Below are 16,123 nucleotides of genomic sequence, written 5' to 3'. Positions count from 1 at the left end.
GACAAAAATTTTGGCAAAAATACGGATAATTTTATGAGTTGGATATGATTTTAAATTACTCATAATTGAAAGCTGTAACAAAAGCAATTTTTTTACGTCCCATAGATGTCAATCAATAAAACACACAATTATGAGAAGGAAAGATAATCAATTAATGGTCATTACACATTTAAGTCAGTTGTCAAGTTTTGTCATAGGTTTTGGAAGCTTAATTGTTCCATTAATACTTTGGGCTTGCAATAAAAATGACGTACATGATATGGACGAACAAGGAAAGCAGATTGTTAATTTTCAATTGAGCATGATAATTTACGGAATTATCAGTATTCCATTAATCTTAGCATTGGGATTAGGTTTATTGCTACTTCTAGGCGTATTAATTTTGTCTTTTATCATGCCAATTATTAATGCAGTACGCGTAAGTAACGAACAAGAACCGTACTATCCATTATCTATAAAGATTTTATAATCTGAGATGAATAGTTATTGAAATAAATTATTTATTATTAATTGAAATAAAAAACCCGTTGTACAATTTCTACAACGGGTTTTTATATGTTTTTTTATGAGAACAGTTTATTCTCTAAGTATCAGTTTAATTATTTAACATTACAGGCATTACCAACATTGTAATATGTTCTCCTTCTTCTAAGCCATCAATAGGTGTTAAAATCCCTGCTCTGTTAGGTAAAGACATTTCTAGAGAAACATCGTCTGAGCTTAGATTGTTCAACATTTCTGTAAGGAAACGTGAATTGAATCCAATTTGCATATCATCCCCTTGATAATCACAAGTTAAACGCTCTTCAGCTTTGTTTGAATAATCAATATCCTCTGCAGAAATATTTAGTTCTGCACCAGCAATTTTTAAACGAATTTGATGTGTCGTTTTATTCGAGAAAATGCTCACACGACGTACAGAGTTTAAGAATTGATTTCTGTTAATTTCTAACTTGTTAGGGTTTTCTTTAGGAATTACAGCTTCGTAATTCGGGTATTTTCCATCAATTAAACGACAAATTAATACTGTATTGTCAAAAGTAAATTTAGCATTACTGTCGTTATATTCAATGATAACATCGTCTTCACTACCTCCAAGAATACCTTTTAGCAATGTTAGTGGCTTCTTTGGCATGATAAATTCAGCAACTTGAGAAGCTTGAATATCGGTACGTTGATATTTTACTAATTTATGAGCATCTGTAGCAACAAAAGTTAAATTTTCTGGTGAAAACTGAAAAAATACACCACTCATTACTGGGCGAAGATCATCATTTCCAGAAGCAAAAATAGTTTTACTAATTGCAGTAGCTAGCACATCACCAATAATGGTTGTAGCACTAGGATCTTTTAATTCCACAGCATTAGGAAATTCGGCTCCATCCGCATATGCCAAAGCATATTTACCATGATTTGAACTGATTTCAATCGTATTATTTTCTTCCACTACAAAAGTCAAAGGCTGCTCAGGGAAGGTTTTTAAAGTATCTAATAATAATTTTGCAGGTACAGCAACACTTCCTTCGCTATCAGACTCTACATCCAAGCGAGAAGACATGGTTGTTTCAAGGTCAGAAGCAGAAACAGTAAGTTCGTTTTTATTTAATTCAAAAAGAAAATTATCTAAAATAGGTAAGGTGTTACTATTATTAATTACGCCTCCTAAAACTTGAAGCTGTTTTAATAAATAAGTACTTGATACAATAAATTTCATGTGTTTGTGTTCTATTTAGTGTTCAAAAATAATGCTTCTCCAATAAATTCACAGTTTTTATTTACAAAATCTACATAAATAAACCGCATTATTTTATTCTTACAAATATATTTTAAATGTTGTTGTAAAGAAAGGAAACTTATTAACAACTATTTCGCAAACTTCCGTTTACGAGTATAGGTAAATACAACGCCAAAAATGGCTAATATTCCTAGTGGAAGCCCAATGTTTATCAATTGCCAATAGGTTTTTTCAGTAAGTACTTTTTCTGAGTTCAGAAACGCTAGTTTTAATTCTTTTGAGCGAATGTTTATAAGTCCATTGTTATCCAAAAGATAATTTACAGAATTTAACAGGAACTCTTTGTTTCCGTATTGGCGTTTGGTAACAATATCAAAACCTAATTCTTGTGGTCTCCCACGAGTTACTTGATTTTTAATAACATCACCATCAGCAATGATTAACATTTTCGATTTTCCTTCAGATTGGTCATTTTTTAATGCAAAAGGTTTGATACGACCTTTATAAACGGATTCAAACGTGCCTTCTAGTAAAACAGCTAGGTTTTGATTTCCTTTTCCGTTATAGCTTTCCAAAGCAGGTTCATTTTCTATTACGGATAGTGAAATCATTTTAGGAGTTCCTTCGAGCTTTGATGTAGCTGAACTTTTTAATAAAACTGTTTTTTTTGTACTACTTTTCAAGGTGTCTATTTGGTTGGTAAATTCAAACTTGACCAAATTTGTATTATTCGTAATAGGGTGTTTGGTAGAAGGTTTTACAAGCGGATTGTATCGCCATTGTATAGGAAGGTATTGTGTATTTGCATCTTCACCAACTGCCATTACAATTGGTGCACTTTGTACATCATTAACTAATTTCGGATTGATTCTAATACCATATTCAAAGAAAAAGTCGTTTAAACGCAAATCGCGAGGAAATGCTAACGTTTGCCCTTTTTCATTGTATAAACTGTCCATTTCAGCCATCGTATTTTCAATAAGCCACAGTGATTTTCCTCCGCGCATGGTATATTGATCCAAAATGTATTTTTCGTCATCAGTGAATGGTTTGGTTGGCTTTGGCACAATTGCAAGATCAAAACGATTTAAGTTTTCTAGAGATTTTTCCGGATTGTCAGGAAAAGCAGCTAGGTCAAAAGGAGCGATTTTATAATAATCTTTTAGTGTTTGTAAAAAACTAGCAATATATACATCGTCCAATTCGCCATGTCCTTTTAAAATTGCAATAGTTTGTTTGTCAATCAGTGTAAGTTTGGTAAAAGCGTCTGCAAAAACATATTCTAAATGCTGTACTGAATTGGCTATTTTTTGTTCATCCGAACTTGCTAAATCATTTTTATACAATGGAATTTTTACAGTTTTGTTTTCGTAAATCGCTACTGCCCATGGATATACAACTTCTCTAGAAATTTTATTGGTTTCTTCTTCGGTTACATAACGTGGTTGCATTCCGTTGTTTGTCAAGAAATCTTGTGCATTTTCTTCAATAGGATCTACAAAATTGTATTTAATGTTCGAATTGAAAGCATAAAATTCTTCTATCAATTGTTCCGTTTCATCGGCAAGTCGTTTGTAAGCAGGTGGCAATTCTCCTTTCAAAAAAATAGTAATCATCACAGGAGAATTTACATTGGCGATGGTATTTTTGGAAGCTTCTGAAAGTGTATAACGTTTATCTTGCGTAATATCAAAACGTGTAAATAGTTTGCTAGCAATCACATTTACAATTAGTAATCCTAACAGAATCAATATAATTTTTGAGGTTGTAGAAAGTTCTTTTTTCAAGCCTATCTTTTTTTAAGTTGTACTACTGTTAGAAATAAAAAGAAAATGGTCACAGTTACAAAGTATATTACATCTCTTGTATCTATAACTCCACGAGCTATGCTATCAAAGTGACGTTTCATGCCAACCTTTTCTACGGTAGCACTAAAATCTCCAAAAAGAGGTGTGCTAGCCATTCCCTCAAAGCCATAATACATTACAAAACAGATAAAAACGGCTGTAATAAATGCTACAATTTGATTTTGAGATAAAGTCGATGTGAAAATACCAATGCTCGTGTAAGCGGCAATCAAAAATAGTAAACCAAAATACGATCCAAGTGTACTACCTACATCTAAATTTCCCTCAGGATCGCCCAAATACCAAACTGTATACACATACAATAGAGTAGGAAGTAGTGCAAGTAAGATTAATACAAACGAACCTGTATATTTTCCTAAAACAATCTGCCAATAGGAAATAGGTTTTGTTACTAATAATTCTAAGGTTCCCAAACGTTTTTCTTCAGAAAAACTACGCATAGTAATGGCAGGAATTAAAAAAATCAATATCCATGGAGCTAATGTGAAGAATGGTGTCAAATCAGCAAATCCATAGTTAAAAATGTTGAATTCACTTTTAAAAAACCATAAAAATAATCCGTTGAGAATCAAAAATAAAGCAATGACCAAGTATCCTACCGAAGAGGAAAAAAAGGCATTGATTTCTTTCTTGAGTATTGCAAGCATTTAGTTCTTTTTTATAACAATTATATCTTGATATGATAGTGTATTTTCAGTTCTTCCAGACCAAGAGCCAGGAAAATAGTGGGTAATTTCAAAACCTTTCGCTTTGATTTCAGCAAAAATAAAATCTTTCTCAAAAGCAACATTTGCTTCTTTTACTTTTTTGTCCATTAATGCATAGTGTTTGTGTTGAACACTAAAGTTCATTTTGCTATTTCGCATTTGTTTTTTGGAGATATCATCTAAAATAAAAAAAGTTGCCAAACATACTTTTTGTGTATCCAATACGCGATAAATTTCACTCAGGTAATGCAAAACATCCTCTGGTAACATGTGAGTAAATACAGATGTTAAAAATGCAAAATCAAAGCTAGTATCCTTGTATGGGAATGTAAAATTTTTTGCTTGTTTTTCTGTATGTAAGTTATACAAATCATTTTTGAGAGGCGTATGTGTAAATACAAAATTGGGATACTTTGCTGTAATGTGTTCCGTACACCAATTTACACCCTGAGCTACAACGTCAAACCCTTGATATTTGCCTTGTTCATTTAAAAAAGTCGTGAATGGAATTGCCATACGACCAATACCAGATCCGATGTCTAATATTCGGCTATTAGGTTGAATATCCCCATATTCTTTAAAATATTCAAAAAATGTTTGTCCTATTTCAATATAATTTCCAGGACCTGTATATACATATCCTTTGGGCGGTTCAAGTTCATGGCGTTTTCGGAAAAGATCCACAGGGAAGTACACTATCTTTCTCAGCAACAATCGCTGTTTAGGAGATAAACTATAATATATGGATCGCAACATAGGGTGTTTTTTCTTCTTTTTTATATAGTACTCATGTGAAACGTTAAGATATGAGTTCTAGTATTTTTAGGACAAACTTACTATTGTGTTAACACTCCAAGCATAAGGTTTGTCATTGAACATTGCTTTGGTTTGTTTCCAAACAGCTTTAAATAGTTCGGAGTTTCTGTAGGCTTCCAAATCTGCTTCTTCTTGCCAATGACTGTACGTAAAAAAGATTTCAGGATTGTGTTTGTCTTGATATAATTCTAAAAATTTACACCCTTTTCGATCTTTAATTGCTTGTTTTTTTTCGTCAAACATAGCTAAAAAATCAGGAATAAGATGTGTATGAAAACTCATTTTTACAATACGTACCAACATATTTAAGAAAAGTTTATGGTTATAGTGTCTCTAAATCGTAAGCCAAAAAGGGTAGAAGCACTACCAACTGTTTGTGGGTTACTTTTGTATATAGCCAATTCTAGGAAATTAGCAGAATTGAATAATGCGAGTTTTTTGCCATCTTCTTCACGTTTGTGACGCGCTACATTAAAATTAATAGCATCACTGTATCGTTCATGAATAATTTTAAATTTATAGTTACGTGCTGAAATTTCAAAATTACGTCCTTTACCAACATCCTTAAATATCTTTCGCGTAATATTGGTCACTACATTTCCATAATTATCAATATAAATTACATTTCCGATAATTTGGCTTTCATCGCTATTTACTACGGGTTTTAATCCTTTTAAAATCTTTATTTTTTCAATGGTTTTCCCAATTACTTCCAATGTTCCACCACGAGCGATGTGGCATGCTACTTTGACAAATACATCAAGTACGGGGAAATTCGTTTCAATTCGGTCATGAATATTAATCTCAACAATTTTTTCTGGAACAATATCCGACGCAAGCAAACTCATAATTCCATTATTGGCACATACAAAATAATGACCGTCCAATTTGACAGCAATATGTTTATTTTCTGGATTCAATTCTGAATCAATACCAATGATATGAATACTACCTTTAGGAAAGCTATTAAATGCATTTTGGATAATATAAGCAGCTTCAGTAATGTTAAAAGGATTTACACCGTGAGAGATATCAACAATGCGAACATCGTTCAACTCACTATAAATTGCACCTTTCACTGCGCCTACAAAATGGTCTTTCTCTCCAAAATCAGTTGTCAATGTTATAATTGCCATTGGCGAATTGTTGATATTTTTTTTAACTTAATCTACGAAAAAATGGTAAGTTTGCTATGCAAATCTAAAAAAACAAAACGGAAATCTAACCTTAATACGAGTCGCTTTTGAACGAAATTATTTTTGAACTTTCTGAGATCAGTCCACGAGAGTTTTTTGGTCATCAAAACACCAATATAGAATTGCTGAAAAAATACTTCCCTAAACTTAAAATTGTTGCCAGAGGAAACAAGGTCAAAGCATACGGAGATGAAGATTTATTAGAAGAGTTTGACAAACGATTGACCATGTTAATGGAACATTTTGCCAAGTATAATAAAATTGATGAAAATGTTATAGAACGTGTCTTGACAAGTCAAAGCGCTAAAGATTATGACACTTCTCAAGAAAGTGGAGAAGTTTTGGTGCATGGTGTGAATGGACGTTTGGTAAAAGCGATGACTGCCAATCAGCGAAAATTGGTAGAATTGACAAACAAAAATGATATGGTTTTTGCCATTGGACCCGCAGGAACAGGAAAAACTTATACAGGTGTTGCTTTGGCAGTTCGAGCGCTAAAAAATAAAGAAGTTAGACGTATTATTTTAACACGACCTGCTGTTGAAGCTGGTGAAAGTTTAGGTTTTTTACCAGGAGATTTGAAAGAAAAACTAGATCCTTATATGCAACCATTATATGACGCTTTGCGAGATATGATACCGCATGAAAAATTAGCTAGTTATATCGAAAAAGGAATCATTCAAATAGCTCCAATGGCCTTTATGCGTGGTCGTACATTAGATAATGCTTTTGTTATTTTGGATGAAGCACAAAATACGACGCATGCGCAGATGAAAATGTTCTTAACACGTATGGGGAAAAATGCTAAATTCATGATTACTGGCGATCCGGGCCAAATTGATCTTCCAAGGCGTGTGATTTCTGGACTCAAAGAAGCTCTATTAGTCCTAAAAGATATTAAAGGTATAGGAATCATTTATTTGGATGACAAAGATGTCGTTCGTCACCAATTAGTTAAGAAAGTTATCGATGCATATAAAAGTATAGAACATCAAAACTAATAAAGGTGTACGTTTTTAAATTCCTCGATAGAAACGTACTATTTTGCCTTTCAATACAATAACACAACAACACAGCTATAATGAGTAATACAATTACTGCAACGAACTTCAATTTTCCAAATCAAACAGCTAAATACACTGGAAAAGTACGTGAAGTATATACAATTAATGATGACCTAATGGTTATGATTGCAACCGATCGCTTATCGGCATTTGATGTAGTTATGCCTAAAGGTATTCCGTACAAAGGACAAATTTTAAATCAGATTGCGACCAAAATGATGCAGGCAACCGAACATTTGGTGCCAAATTGGTTGATTGCGACTCCTGATCCGAACGTGGCAATTGGTCATAAATGTGAGCCTTACAAAGTAGAAATGGTGATTCGTGGATACTTATCAGGACATGCAGCGCGCGAATATAAAGCAGGTAAACGGATGCTTTGTGGTGTAGAAATGCCAGAAGGAATGATAGAAAATGACAAGTTTCCTTCTCCAATTATTACACCTGCCACCAAAGCAGAAATGGGCGCACATGATGAAGACATTTCTCGTGAAGACATTTTAGCTAGAGGAATTGTTTCAGAAGAAGAATACATACAATTAGAAAAATATACACATTTACTATTTGAAGAAGGAACAAAAATAGCCAAAGAACGTGGCTTAATCTTAGTAGATACCAAGTACGAATTCGGTAAAACAAAAGATGGACAAATTGTATTGATTGATGAAATTCACACACCCGATTCTTCTCGTTATTTTTATGCAGATACATACGAAGAATTACAAGCCAAGCATGAACCGCAGAAGCAGCTCTCTAAAGAATTTGTTCGTCAGTGGTTAATCAGTAATGGGTTTCAAGGAAAAGAAGGACAAGAAGTACCATTTATGAGTGATGAATATATTAATTCTGTATCTGAACGTTATATAGAACTCTATGAAAATATTACAGGAGACGCATTTAAAAAAGCAGATGTTTCCAATATTCAAAAGCGTATTGAAAAAAACGTATTGACATTTTTAGCTAAAAGATAGCTCACAAAATACAATCGATATTTCTAGAAGCAACGTTTACCAAAAAGCGTTGCTTTTTTATTCGGATATATTTGCAGAATGTGAACATCTATTTTTTAAAACGTAAATAATAATTTTTCTTAAACACAATCCTTGAAAAAAAGTAAACAGAAAGCTTTGTTATTTTTCGAAAAAAAGTATATTTCATCAAGGGGACATAATTAATCAAAAATGAATCGTTTTTTACTGATCTTTTTACTCAGTTTTTTGTGGTACTCGTGTCAACAAGATACGCAGAGTTCTCAAAGTAATACTGAAGTAAAAAAAATTCTTGAACAAGCTGAACAAGCTATTCTCAATCATCAAAGTATGGACACCGATACGTTGATGGAACTGCGAATGGATTATTACCACAAAGCAAAAATATTTAATGATTCTATTCACCAATACCGATCTCATTTTTACTTAGCAGATTTTTATCAAAGTAGAGGGATATATAACGAAGCAATGTCAGAATATGAAAAAGCATTGCAGCATAGGTCAGATGATACAGATAGTGCACGTTATGTGCAAACACAAGTTGCTATTGCTACAGCCGAAATAGAACTTGGTAACAAATATAAGGCAGCCGATATTTTATTAAATGCTTATTCAATTGCTGAACGAAATAAACTTACCCGACAACTCATTAATATTAATGGAAATATGGGCGTTTTAAGCTTGTCTCTCAATAGTTATGGAGAAGCTAAAAAAAGTTTTCACGATGCGATTACAACAATTGAAAAAGAAAAACTGATAGAAAAAGATTCCGTTGATTATGTAGAAGATTATATAAATTATCATATGTTTCTGGCAAAAGCTTATCAGGCTGAAAAACGTTCAGATTCTGCCATGTTATACATTGATAGAGGGATTGTGATAGCCAACCATTTTAAGGATATAGAAGGAAAAGCCTATTTGTTTGAATTGAAAGGAAAAACACAAATTGCTCAAGGTTTATATGCCAAATCATACGAAAGTTTACAAAAGGCGCAAACAATTTTTAAGGACTTTAATAACGATAAGCAAGTATCTAAAATCATGTATTTGATTGCAGATTATCATTTTAAAAATGACGAACCTACAGAAGCTATTAAAACACTTGATTCTTTGGAAACTCGTTACAATCAGCAACAAATGTTATTGACAGATTTTTATGAAGCGCTGGTATTAAAGGCAGATGTTTATAAAAGTATCAAAGAGTTTGAAAAAGAATCTTTCTTTCGACAAAGGGCTAAAGATTTTAATGATAGTCTTTTAGCAAGCAATCATGAAGATATAGTGTTGCAAACAGCGGCTCAGTACGAAATTGAAAAAATAAAGAATAAATATGCTGCTTTGCACGAAAAGGATACCAACAGACTGTATTTGTTTTTAGGATTTGCTGTGGTAGCGTTTGGTGTGTTTGCTTTTATTCTATACAGACAATTTTCAAAAAAGAAAATGACCATTAGCGAAAAAGTAATAGAGCAAGTAGCAACGGAAGAAATAGCCAAACCTCAAAAAGAAATACAACACACAATCAAAAGTGATAAAACAGTTGATGAACTTCTTCAAAAACTGGCCAACTTAGAAGCACAAGAGTTTTACCTTAATCCAAAATACAATTTATACGCAACAGCTAAAAAAATTGACACGAATACTACATATTTATCGAGTATTTTGAATTCACACAAAAAAATGACCTTTACCGAATATTTGAATAATTTACGAATTCAATATACACTTGATCGATTAGAAAAAGATAAAAAATTCCGCATGTATACAATTAAAGCTATTGCGAAAGAAGTTGGGTATAAAAGTCACGGATCGTTTTCAAGAGCTTTTAAAGCTAAAACAGGCGAGAACCCTTCAACATACTTAAAAAAAATACGCTAAAAAGAGTGTTCATTTTATAAATTGGCAAGCCTTTTTATAACAAGCAAACCGCACAAATAGTATCTTGAATAAAAACTAATAAATAAAATACATAGTCATGAAAACGCAGAAGAAATCATTACACCTAAAAAAAATACAAATCGCTAAAGTAAATGCCTTTGCCATAAAGGGAAGAGGGACAACTGATCCACAATCAACAGTACCTTGTACTATTCAAGAATCAAGAACACCAAAAGGAGGACGCACTCAAACAGTTTCATACGACAATGATTGCCCAGATACAGATATTTAATATTTAAAAAGAATGATAAAAATAAAAGGCTTCATAAATTTATGAAGCCTTTTTTACGATTTAAATTATGAAACTGCTTTACATAGTCTGCGCGTCATCACAAGTATATACTTGTGGACAAGCAATTTCTAAGTGACAGTAAAAAGGACCTGTTACACGTCCAGCACAGTCACACCCACATTTTGATAAATCGTTGTTTCCACCACCAGGATTCCAACGTGCACCTCCGTTAATTTCACTTTGTGCAGCTTTTGAAATCTTTGTTGCTCCTTGAATGTTTAAAATGGTTTTTTTCATGATATAATAAATTTTTAAGTTTTAGGTTGAAGCGTTTAAAGGATATCGTTTGATTTGAATACTTTGAAAAGTGTTAAAAGGCTTCTACCATTACCTTCGAAGCCTTTTACTTTTAAAATATAGATTTTAGTTTAGTTGACTATATTTTGTTTGAGCACTGCCCAAAATAAGTATAATCTTAAATAGTATCGTTGCAAGTGTATACTTGTGGACAAGCGATAAACCACTCACAATATTTTGGACCTGTAACGCGTCCAGCACAGTCACATCCACATTTTGAGAAGTCGTATCCTGCTCCTCCGTTGATTTGACTTTGTTGTTCTTTTGAAATCGCAGAAACTCCCTTAATGTTTAAAATGTTTTTCTTCATGATTGTAAAAGTTAATAATTAATAATTAAGTTGATTAAATGTGTAAGCCACTCATTCTTTTCATGACACTAAAGTAGTTGTATAGGTATTGTTTACAAAGAAGTCTTCTTTTCATTTTAAAAAAATAGACTGTTCAATTTATAAAATAGAAAGAGTAAATTCATTAAAAACAGTAGTTATAAACGCTAGAAGAGTTCTATATTTGCACGTCAAAATACTACGAGTGATCTTACAAAATTACACCAAAGAATTTGCTTACAATTTAAAACTAGCTTCCCCAATCATATTAGGTATGCTAGGACACACTTTTGTGAGTTTTGTAGACAATGCCATGGTTGGGCAATTAGGAACAGCTGAACTTGCGGCTGTATCTTTGGGTAATAGTTTTCTTTTTATCGCCATGTCTTTGGGAATTGGTTTTTCTACAGCAATTACAACATTGGTTGCAGAGGCAGATGCAGCAGGCGATACACAAAAAGTAAAAAGTGCTCTTAAACACGGTCTGCTTTTGTGTACTCTAATTGGGATAAGTGTGTTTTTTGGTGTTTTATTGGCAAAACCACTGATGTATGTCATGGATCAGCCTAAAGAAGTTGTTGATTTGGCTATGCCATATCTTAATTTAGTAGCGGCATCGTTGATTCCGTTAATTATGTTTCAAGCATTTAAGCAATTTGCAGATGGTTTGTCACAAACCAAATATGCAATGTGGGCTACATTATTAGCAAATGTTGTAAATGTGGTTATCAATTACTTTTTAATTTTCGGTATTTGGATTTTCCCTAAATGGGGAATTATTGGAGCTGCTATTGGTACTTTAGTTTCTCGTGTTGTGATGCTTATATTTATATGGTTATTATTACGTTATAAAAAGAAGTTTAGAGAGTATGTAACCAATTTTAACTTTACGATTATCAAAAAAACAGTACTTAAAAAAATTATATCTCTCGGATTTCCTTCTTCGTTGCAAATGTTGTTTGAAGTTGCCATTTTTACTGCGGCTATTTGGTTATCAGGTATTTTAGGTAAAAATGCTCAGGCAGCCAATCAAATTGCATTAAACTTATCATCTATGACATTTATGGTTGCAATGGGATTAAGTGTTGCTGCTACGATTCGGGTGGGAAATCAAAAAGGACTGAAGCACTTTTCTGAACTTCGCCGAATTGCTTTATCTCTTTTATTACTTGTATTGCTTATAGACATTATATTTGCAATCATGTTTATGCTGTTAAACACATGGTTTCCTACATTATATGTCAATGAATCAGATGTTGCCAATTTTACTGATAACCAAGAAGTAATCTTAATTGCAGCAGAACTCTTATTAGTTTCCGCTTTTTTTCAAATATCAGATGGAATTCAGGTTGTAGGATTGGGGATTTTACGCGGGTTACAAGACGTGAAAATTCCAACGGGAATTACCTTTATTGCTTATTGGGTTGTAGGATTTCCTATATCATATTATTTAGGACTTTACACAGATTTTGGAAGCTCAGGAATTTGGATTGGATTATTGGCAGGATTAACTGTTTCCGCTATATTATTGTATATTAGATTTAACTATTTGTCAAAAAAACTTATTAATACGCAAGCCGCTTATGGAACTTCCTAAATTTTTATTGGGTGACAACACTGATTATCCGAATGCTATTTTCATCATTCATACTGAATTTCCTCGTTTTATCATCAATCTAGAAAATGATGAAGTAGAATGGTTAGAAGAGTTTGAAAAAGAAGATGAAAAAGAACTTGCTGCCGAAGCTGAGAACTTATTTCAAGCTGCAAATGATTTTTATGATCGTGAATTAGCTCGCTACGAAGAGTAATAAAACTTATGATTGAACAACTTATACAATACGATAAAGAGCTTTTTCTTTTTCTCAACGGACTCGGAACGCCAACATGGGATGGTTTTTGGATGTTTATTACGAACAAATATTATGCAATTCCTCTATATGCTTTTTTGTTGATTCTGATATTAAAAACACATAAAAAAAAGGAACTTTTTTTCACACTAGTATTGGTTGCAGTATTAATTACTTTGACAGATCAAACCGCAAATCTTTTTAAGAAAACACTTTTTTTACGTCCACGGCCTTGCCACACAGCAGATCTTATGGATCACATGCGTTTGGTTAAATCCTATTGTGGTGGACAGTTTGGATATTTTTCAGGACACGCGTCTAATGCAATGGCTTTAGCTACATTTATTGGATTGGTATTACGAAATCATTACAAACAGCTCATTTTCATATTATTGTTTTGGGCGGCATTGGTAGGATATAGCCGAATTTATATCGGTGTACACTTTCCTGGAGATGTGATTACTGGATTTATAGTAGGTGGTTTATACGGAGGATTAATCTTTAGCTTTCGTCAATTCTTGATTAAAAAATACGCGTGATTACTTCTAATCAGAATATAAATTATTTTAGAAAAAAATACTGGCATTGATATTATATCAATGCCAGTAAAAAACTAAAGAATAGCATTTGTACCCTGTTAAAAACGATGTCTATTCAATAATTAACTTTTTAGTGACTGTGCGCTCTTTGTTTTCAATCTTTAAAAAGTAAATACCTTTTGCATATTTGCTAAGATTAAGAGTTTCAACAGTGCTTGTTGTATTTTTAGTATACACAGTCTTCCCTGTAATATCCAAAACAGTCATATTGGCTTCAGACATTGCGCCTAAGTTCACATTAAATATTCCTTTAGAAGGATTGGGATATACTGAAATTTCTGTCGTAGTTATTGGATCAAATTTATCAGGTTCGTCTATTGTGGTTCTATAAGCATTGAAAACTTGAACAGGGCCATGATTACTTCCAGATTGTCCACACTGATTGCTAAAATCTATGGTATAAAAATAAGTATCATCCATAATGTTGGTTGGTGGAGTCCAAATACACACAGGGTTTTCTGTAACACAACCTGATGATTCAAACATTATATTTCCTGCTCTATTTACGACAACTAGGTGATAAAAATCGGCTCCTTGAGGGCTAAAACATAAGGTGTCATTAATACCATCGCCATTTGCCGTAATGACATTTGGATAGCTTGAAGGCATTGAAAATGTAGTATTCGATTTATTCCACGATAGTATTGAAACTGCCTCAGTTGGATAACAGAAATTCTTCATTCTTACTTTGATCTTATAATTATGACATTGTGAAACACAACCCGTTAGACAACTCGTAACATCAAAATGATATGTGTCAATCGTTGGATTGCTACAAGCTTCCACAGTTTGAGAACAGATTAATGTAGTTTCTTGTTCATCCCATGTTTCAATTACTACATATTCATAACTAGACGGAAGTGCTAGGTCAAATTGATAATCGAAATCAGTACTTACTATATTTGATATCCCAATTACAGGTGCCACTGGTATTGGTGCTGTCCAAGTAAAAACTTCCTGTACATCATTAAAACAAGGATTAGAAGCAGTGATTGTTATTTCAACATCATCACACATATCTAAAAGACATGAGTTCAAATCTAAAAGTACGTTGTTTATGTTTAAATTGTCACAACTTGAACTTTGCGTATCCGTATACAATACTGCTCCATTTGCAACATTTACTGCTGTAACAGTGTAGGAGTTGGCATTGGAAATGTCCAAGTCAAGGTTTAAATTATTCGTTCCAGGAGTCGTATTATTGACAGTAATAGATGGTGCTGTATCAAAATAACTCATGGTAAACGGAAACGCTTGACTTTCTCCACAAATGGTCCAAATTACCAATTTGGCATTTACACAACCTGAACCCGTAGGTGGGTTAAAGTCAGTAATTCTAGACCATGGATTTGAAAAATATTCTGCTGGAGACCAACTGTAAAAAACGCCTGGTTGTGCAGAAATATTTTCTCCTAATGTTGCTGAACTCGAACAAACTGTTGTTGATGTTGGTGTAAAAGCTTCAATTGACGGACATGGATCTTCTACACAAGTTCCGACTTGTGTTTCAAAATAGCTTCCAGGTTCTTCTATAAAAAAGCCAGGCTCTAAATACACAGTAGGCGCTCTGTAAATTACTTTTGCGGTACTTTTTACTATAACAGGACTGTTTTCGTCCCAAGCATACGGACTCACATTGGCACCAGCATGAATTTCCAAATTGGCTTGTTCAATTTTATGAATATTATGATATTGCCAATCTTGAATATACTTTATGTCTTCACATTTTTCACCTTCGGCGAGGAATACATCGTCATAATGCATTGCAATTTTATGACCGTAATCATCTTTATTCTTTTCATGGTTGAATTGTAAAATTAGATACTTCATTTCAGCATAATCATTCTCATCATCAGTTGGAACCGTGAAGTAGTATTCTATATTTTGCCATTCACAATCAGGATTGAAATAAAAATCTCCTGCCACCCATTTTTTATGAGGCTGCACTCGTAAGCCTTCAATTTTTGTTGAAAATACTAATTGAAAACTTCCTGCACCTCTAGCGGATCTTACCTTAACTCGAAATTTATATGATTGCCCTTTGATTAATTTATAACCATTTTTCAATTCAACCATAACACTTTCCGTGTTCAATCCATGTGCTAAATAAAACGAGTCTTCTGTATTGGTACAATCCGGAGCTCCTGTATCATACGTATAACCTGCGATCCAATCTGGAGAACATCTTCTGACAAAAGGATTTTCCAGTTCGCTTGATGGAGCATCTGACGTAGCAACATACCAAGATGTTATTTCCGATTCAAATCGTTCTCTACCTAGACTACAATCTTGCCCTGCGGTATAATAATCTCTAGGGTCTAAGCCGCCATTATATTGTGAAGTATTCTCATCAAAATGGCCATTAGGAATGAGATTTTCTTGTGGAAAAGCAATATTCGAGAAAGCAATAAAGAAGAAACATACAATTATAATTTTTCTCATTG

The 16,123-nt window shown here is 33.1% G+C and carries 17 protein-coding genes; 8 read left to right on the top strand and 9 right to left on the bottom strand.

The annotated features are described in order from the left end of the window. Window positions 1-130 precede the first annotated feature (130 nt). Window positions 131-469 (top strand): DUF4870 domain-containing protein, encoded by a 339-nt coding sequence (locus AA088_RS12430; protein WP_046745337.1) that lies wholly within the window; start codon window positions 131-133, stop codon window positions 467-469. Window positions 470-595: 126 nt separating this feature from the next. Here AA088_RS12430 and dnaN read toward each other — a convergent pair whose 3' ends face one another. From dnaN to AA088_RS12400, 6 genes are all read right to left on the bottom strand, one after another. Continuing rightward, window positions 596-1,714, bottom strand: coding sequence for a DNA polymerase III subunit beta (dnaN, locus tag AA088_RS12425; RefSeq protein WP_046745336.1), 1,119 nt, complete (start codon window positions 1,712-1,714; stop codon window positions 596-598). A gap of 149 nt (window positions 1,715-1,863) precedes the next feature. Beyond that, on the bottom strand, window positions 1,864-3,522 hold the full coding sequence (gldG, locus tag AA088_RS12420) for a gliding motility-associated ABC transporter substrate-binding protein GldG (RefSeq protein ID WP_046745335.1): 1,659 nt from the start codon (window positions 3,520-3,522) through the stop codon (window positions 1,864-1,866). A gap of 2 nt (window positions 3,523-3,524) precedes the next feature. Next, window positions 3,525-4,250: a gliding motility-associated ABC transporter permease subunit GldF gene (gene gldF / locus AA088_RS12415; protein ID WP_046745334.1), complete on the bottom strand. Its 726-nt coding sequence runs from the start codon at window positions 4,248-4,250 to the stop codon at window positions 3,525-3,527. Further along, on the bottom strand, window positions 4,251-5,066 hold the full coding sequence (locus tag AA088_RS12410) for a class I SAM-dependent methyltransferase (protein ID WP_082106735.1): 816 nt from the start codon (window positions 5,064-5,066) through the stop codon (window positions 4,251-4,253). It lies immediately after the preceding gene. A 66-nt stretch (window positions 5,067-5,132) separates the two neighbouring features. Then, window positions 5,133-5,429, bottom strand: coding sequence for a putative quinol monooxygenase (locus AA088_RS12405; protein WP_046745332.1), 297 nt, complete (start codon window positions 5,427-5,429; stop codon window positions 5,133-5,135). A gap of 2 nt (window positions 5,430-5,431) precedes the next feature. Continuing rightward, a complete protein-coding gene (locus AA088_RS12400) occupies window positions 5,432-6,262 on the bottom strand; it encodes an SAM hydrolase/SAM-dependent halogenase family protein (RefSeq protein WP_046745331.1) in 831 nt (276 codons plus the stop codon). 107 nt (window positions 6,263-6,369) lie between these two features. Here AA088_RS12400 and AA088_RS12395 point away from each other — a divergent pair, with 107 nt between their 5' ends. The 4 genes from AA088_RS12395 (at window position 6,370) to AA088_RS12380 (ending at window position 10,545) form a co-directional block, all read left to right on the top strand. Then, a complete protein-coding gene (locus tag AA088_RS12395) occupies window positions 6,370-7,323 on the top strand; it encodes a PhoH family protein (RefSeq protein ID WP_046745330.1) in 954 nt (317 codons plus the stop codon). 80 nt (window positions 7,324-7,403) lie between these two features. Beyond that, window positions 7,404-8,357, top strand: a complete 954-nt coding sequence (locus tag AA088_RS12390) for a phosphoribosylaminoimidazolesuccinocarboxamide synthase (protein WP_046745329.1) — start codon at window positions 7,404-7,406, stop codon at window positions 8,355-8,357. A gap of 210 nt (window positions 8,358-8,567) precedes the next feature. Further along, complete coding sequence (locus AA088_RS12385) at window positions 8,568-10,253, top strand: helix-turn-helix domain-containing protein (RefSeq protein ID WP_046745328.1); 1,686 nt, start codon at window positions 8,568-8,570, stop codon at window positions 10,251-10,253. A 97-nt stretch (window positions 10,254-10,350) separates the two neighbouring features. Next, window positions 10,351-10,545 carry a hypothetical protein gene (locus AA088_RS12380; protein WP_046745327.1) on the top strand — a complete coding sequence of 65 codons (195 nt, stop codon included), beginning with the start codon at window positions 10,351-10,353 and terminating at the stop codon, window positions 10,543-10,545. A 78-nt stretch (window positions 10,546-10,623) separates the two neighbouring features. Here AA088_RS12380 and AA088_RS12375 read toward each other — a convergent pair whose 3' ends face one another. Both AA088_RS12375 and AA088_RS12370 read right to left on the bottom strand, forming a co-directional pair. Continuing rightward, window positions 10,624-10,842, bottom strand: a complete 219-nt coding sequence (locus tag AA088_RS12375; RefSeq protein WP_046745326.1) for a hypothetical protein — start codon at window positions 10,840-10,842, stop codon at window positions 10,624-10,626. A gap of 178 nt (window positions 10,843-11,020) precedes the next feature. Further along, complete coding sequence (locus tag AA088_RS12370) at window positions 11,021-11,212, bottom strand: hypothetical protein (RefSeq protein ID WP_046745325.1); 192 nt, start codon at window positions 11,210-11,212, stop codon at window positions 11,021-11,023. Between the two features lie 223 nt (window positions 11,213-11,435). Between AA088_RS12370 and AA088_RS12365 the strand changes: the two genes are divergently transcribed. The 3 genes from AA088_RS12365 to AA088_RS12355 are packed head-to-tail and all read left to right on the top strand — an operon-like array spanning window position 11,436 to window position 13,619. Then, window positions 11,436-12,827 (top strand): MATE family efflux transporter, encoded by a 1,392-nt coding sequence (locus AA088_RS12365; protein WP_082106733.1) that lies wholly within the window; start codon window positions 11,436-11,438, stop codon window positions 12,825-12,827. Continuing rightward, window positions 12,814-13,041 carry a hypothetical protein gene (locus AA088_RS12360; protein ID WP_046745324.1) on the top strand — a complete coding sequence of 76 codons (228 nt, stop codon included), beginning with the start codon at window positions 12,814-12,816 and terminating at the stop codon, window positions 13,039-13,041. The genes AA088_RS12365 and AA088_RS12360 overlap by 14 nt, the downstream gene beginning before the upstream one ends. 8 nt (window positions 13,042-13,049) lie before the next feature. Then, a complete protein-coding gene (locus tag AA088_RS12355; protein ID WP_046745323.1) occupies window positions 13,050-13,619 on the top strand; it encodes a phosphatase PAP2 family protein in 570 nt (189 codons plus the stop codon). A gap of 111 nt (window positions 13,620-13,730) precedes the next feature. Here AA088_RS12355 and AA088_RS12350 read toward each other — a convergent pair whose 3' ends face one another. Further along, window positions 13,731-16,121: a T9SS type A sorting domain-containing protein gene (locus AA088_RS12350; protein ID WP_046745322.1), complete on the bottom strand. Its 2,391-nt coding sequence runs from the start codon at window positions 16,119-16,121 to the stop codon at window positions 13,731-13,733. Between the last annotated feature and the right edge of the window lie 2 nt (window positions 16,122-16,123).

It is taken from the genome of Kordia zhangzhouensis (genome assembly GCF_001005305.1).
In the GTDB taxonomy this organism is placed as follows: Bacteria; Bacteroidota; Bacteroidia; order Flavobacteriales; family Flavobacteriaceae; genus Kordia; species Kordia zhangzhouensis.
This window is presented reverse-complemented; position numbering and strand designations above follow the sequence as displayed.